Consider the following 4120-nt stretch of genomic DNA (forward strand, 5'->3'; position numbering starts at 1 on the left):
GTGATGACCGGGCACGTCTTGCGCAACGCGCTGCTGCCGGTGGTCACCATGCGGGGCGTGCAGGCCGGCAACCTGATCGGCGGCTCGATCGTGGTCGAGACGGTGTTCGGCTGCCGGGGGGTCGGCACACTGGCCTTCAACGCGCTCCAGTCGCGCGACCTCAACCTGCTCCTCGGCATCTTCTTCGTCTCGGCCTGCCTCGTGGTCGTGATCAACCTCGCCGTGGACCTCGTCTACGTCTGCCTCGATCCGCGGCTGGAGCTCTAGCGATGCGCACGGGCCTGGCGCGGTTCGCGCGCAACCGCCTCGCGCTCGCGGGGGCCATGGTGCTCCTCGGGCTGGTCGTCCTCGTGGCGCTCACGCCGCTCCTCTATCCGGGCGATCCGTTCGCGCTCGTGGGCCCCGCCCTCCAGCCGCCGGGCGGCCGGTTTCCGCTCGGCACCGACACGCTGGGCCGCGACGTCGCCGCCGAGATCGCGTACGGCGCCCGCACCTCCCTGATTATCGGCCTCAGCGCGACCGGGGCGGCGATCCTGCTCGGGACCCTGATCGGCGGGCTGGCCGGCTACTACCGGGGCGGCGTCGAGGTCGCGCTGATGCGGCTCACGGAGTTCTTCCAGACGATCCCCGCCTTCGTGCTGGCGATCCTGATCGTGGCGATCCTGTCGCCGTCGCTCGTCAGCGAGGTCGTGGCCATCGTGACGGTCTCCTGGCCGGGCATCGCCCGGCTGGTGCGCGGAGAGTTCGTGGCCCTCGGCGGCCGCGAGTTCGTTCTGGCCTGCGACGGCCTGGGGGCGGGCGACGCCCGCATCGTCTTCCGCCACATGCTGCCGAACTGCACCGCGGCGATCATCGCGGTCGGCACGCTCCTGATCGGCACGGCGATCCTGATCGAGGCGGGGCTCGCCTTCCTGGGCCTCGGCGATCCGAACGTGATGAGCTGGGGCCTGATCATCAGCTCGGGCCGCGCGGTCCTCCGGTCGGCGTGGTGGATCTGCACCTTTCCCGGGCTGGCGATCCTGCTGACCGTCCTCGCCATCAACCTCGTCGGGGATGGCCTGAACGAGGTCCTGAACCCGAGGCTCCGAGAGCGATGAGCGACGCCGTCCTAGAGATCGAGACGCTCACGATCACGCTGCCGCCCGGCGCGGACCGGCCGAATGCCGTCACCGATCTGGATCTCGTCCTGCGGCCCGGTGCGGTCACCTGCCTGATCGGCGAGAGCGGATCGGGCAAGTCGATGGTGGCCCGCGCGATCCTCGGGCTGCTCCCGGGACCGCGCGTGCGCGTCAGCGGTGGCCGCATCCTGTTCGAGGGCGCGGATCTCGCCGCGATCACCCCGCGTCAGATGCGCAAAGTCCGGGGCGCGCGCATCGCGATGATCTTCCAGGAGCCCATGACGGCCCTGAACCCGCTGCACACGATCGGGCGGCAGATCGACGAGGTCCTGCGCATCCACACGCCGCTCGGGCGCGCGGACCGCCGGGCGCGCATCCTCGCGCTGCTCGAAAGCGTCCACCTCCCGGACCCGGCCCGGCTGCTGCGCTCCTACCCGCACCAGCTCTCGGGCGGCCAGCGGCAACGGGCGATGATCGCCATGGCGCTGGCGTTGAACCCGCGGCTGCTCATCGCCGACGAGCCGACCACGGCGCTCGACGTCACCACGCAGGCGCAGATCCTCTCCCTGATCCGCGACCTGCAGCGCGAGCACGGCACGAGCGTCCTGTTCATCACGCACGATTTCGGCGTCGTGGCCGACATCGCCGACACGGTCGCGGTGCTGCAGAAGGGCGTCCTGGTCGAGCAGGGGCCCGCGGCCTCGGTCCTCGGCGCCCCGAAGCATCCCTACACGCGCGCCCTCATCGCCGCCGTGCCGAAGCTCGTGCCGCCGCCGCGGCGCGCCGCCAGCATCGCCCCGCTGGTGGTGGAGGCCAGGGGGGTCGAGAAGACCTACGGCGCCCGCGGCCTGTTCGGGGGCCGCGTCACCCGGGCCCTCGACGGCGTGGACGTCCTGCTGCGGCGGGGCGAGACCCTGGGCCTCGTCGGCGAGAGCGGCTCTGGCAAGAGCACGCTGGCGCGGGCACTCACCCGCCTGATGCCCGTCGACGGCGGGGAGATCCTGCTTGCCGGGCACAGCGTCGCCGAACTGAGCCGCCGCCAGATGCGTCCGCACCGTCGGCGCGTGCAGATGGTGTTCCAGGATCCCTACGGCTCCCTCGATCCGCGCCAGCGCGTGGTCGACATCGTCGCCGAGGGGCCGATCATTCACGGCACCGAGCCGGGAATCGCGCGGGTCCAGGCATGCGAGATGCTGGCGCTGGTCGGCCTCGACCCCGCGGCGGCGCAGCGCTACCCGCACGAGTTCAGCGGCGGCCAGCGCCAGCGAATCGGCATCGCCCGGGCGCTCGCCATGAAGCCCGAGATCCTGGTGGCCGACGAGCCGGTCTCGGCCCTGGACGTCTCCGTCCAGGCGCAGGTCCTGGCGCTGCTCGCCGACATCAAGGCGCGGCTCCATCTCAGCATGCTGTTCGTGACCCACGACCTCCGGGTCGCGCTGCAGGTCTGCGACCGGATCGCCGTGATGCGGTCCGGTCAGGTGGTTGAGGTCGCGCCGACGTCCGAGATCTTCTTCGCGCCGAAGCACCCCTACACGAAGGCGCTGTTCGCCGCGGTGCCCGGCGCCCAATGGCAGGACCCGATCCCCGCATGACGACCGCGCAGCCCCTCTCGACGGACCCGTTCCTGCCCGGGCCGCGCGTCCGCGTCGCCGGATCCGCGACGGGGCCGCTCGCCGGCCTCACCTTCGCCGTCAAAGATCTGATCGACGTCGCGGACAGCCCCACGGCGGGGGGCAACCCGGACTGGCCGCGGGCCTACCCGACGCCGACCCGCCATGCCGGCGTGGTGCAGCGGCTACTCGATGCGGGCGCCTCGGCCGTCGGCAAGACGGTGACCGACGAAGTCTCGCTGGGAATCCTCGGCGAGAACGCCCACGACGGCACGCCGCTCAATCCGGCGGCGCCGGACCGGGTGCCCGGCGGCTCGTCCAGCGGCTCGGCCTCCGCGGTGGCTGCGGGCGCCTGCGACTTCGCCCTGGGCACCGATACCGGCGGCTCCGTGCGCGTGCCGGCGAGCTTCTGCGGGCTCTACGGCATCCGGCCAACGCACGGCCGCATCGACTTTTCCGGGATCTGCGTCCAGGCGCCGAGTTCGGACACCTGCGGCTGGTTCGCCCGGGACGCGGCGACCTTCGCGCGGGTCGGCGAGGTCCTGTTCGGCCAAGTCATGCCGGACCGTCTGCCCCACACGCTGCTCGTGGCCGCCGACGCGCTCGGCTTCGCGGACGCCGCCGTGCAGGAGGCGCTGGCCCCGCAGATCGAGCGTCTGTCCGCCCTCATCGGCAATCGCCGCGACGTGACGCTCGCGCCGCAGGGCCTGTCCGTGTGGCAGCGGGCGCAGCGCGTCCTGCAGAGCAGCGAGGCGTGGCAGACCTTCGAGCCCTGGCTCGATGCCTGCAACCCCCGCATGGCCTTCTCGGTGGCCCGCTCGCTGATCCAGGGCTCGATGATGACCGATGCCGAGCGCAGCGCCGCGAGTTTGATGCGGATCGAGGCAAGGGCCCGCCTCGCGCGGCTCCTGCCCCCCGGCACGATCCTGTGCCTCCCGACCACACCGTTCCCGGCGCCGCTGCGCGGGCTGCCGCTCGGCGCGCTGCATCCGCTGCGCGAGCGGATCGCCTGCCTGACGAGCCACGGCGGCCTCACCGGCGTCCCGCAGGTCAATCTGCCGGGCGCCCACGTCGATGGCGCGCCGGTCGGCCTGTCGATCCTCGGGGCGCGCGGGACCGACCTCGATCTGATCCGCCTGGCGGTCGCCCTGGAGGGTTGAATGGACGTGACGGTGAACCGCCCGGAGATCGTGGCCGAGATCGCGGCTTTGTTCGAGCGCTACGAGCAGGCGCTCATCGAGAAGGATGTCGCCGTCCTCGACGCGACCTTCTGGAACAGTCCGCACACGATCCGCTATGCGCTGGCCGAGAACTGCTACGGATTCGCCGAAATCCACGCTGCCCGCGTGGCGGCCGATCCGCCGCCGGGCGGCACCAAGGAGGCACGGTCCG

General features: G+C 72.2%; 5 protein-coding genes. All 5 read left to right on the plus strand.

Annotated elements, in window-relative coordinates:
* Window positions 1-267, plus strand: a 267-nt coding sequence (locus I53_RS20270) for an ABC transporter permease (RefSeq protein ID WP_148291204.1), incomplete at its 5' end; no start/stop codon positions are given.
* Between the two features lie 2 nt (window positions 268-269).
* Window positions 270-1097 (plus strand): ABC transporter permease, encoded by an 828-nt coding sequence (locus tag I53_RS20275; protein ID WP_043354044.1) that lies wholly within the window; start codon window positions 270-272, stop codon window positions 1095-1097.
* Window positions 1094-2710 carry an ABC transporter ATP-binding protein gene (locus I53_RS20280; RefSeq protein WP_043354045.1) on the plus strand — a complete coding sequence of 539 codons (1617 nt, stop codon included), beginning with the start codon at window positions 1094-1096 and terminating at the stop codon, window positions 2708-2710. The genes I53_RS20275 and I53_RS20280 overlap by 4 nt, the downstream gene beginning before the upstream one ends.
* Window positions 2707-3888 carry an amidase gene (locus tag I53_RS20285; RefSeq protein WP_043354047.1) on the plus strand — a complete coding sequence of 394 codons (1182 nt, stop codon included), beginning with the start codon at window positions 2707-2709 and terminating at the stop codon, window positions 3886-3888. Before I53_RS20280 ends, I53_RS20285 begins: the two co-directional genes overlap by 4 nt.
* Window positions 3889-4120: AtzH-like domain-containing protein (locus I53_RS20290; protein WP_043354049.1), on the plus strand; the 232-nt coding region annotated here is incomplete at its 3' end.

The sequence above is a fragment of the Methylobacterium sp. B1 genome, assembly GCF_000333255.1.
In the GTDB taxonomy this organism is placed as follows: Bacteria; Pseudomonadota; Alphaproteobacteria; order Rhizobiales; family Beijerinckiaceae; genus Methylobacterium; species Methylobacterium fujisawaense.

Coding starts and splice junctions, on each gene's coding strand:
- I53_RS20285 (WP_043354047.1), top strand. CDS start 2,707: ATGACGACCGCGCAGCCCCTCTCGACGGACCCGTTCCTGCCCGGGCCG.
- I53_RS20275 (WP_043354044.1), top strand. CDS start 270: ATGCGCACGGGCCTGGCGCGGTTCGCGCGCAACCGCCTCGCGCTCGCG.
- I53_RS20280 (WP_043354045.1), top strand. CDS start 1,094: ATGAGCGACGCCGTCCTAGAGATCGAGACGCTCACGATCACGCTGCCG.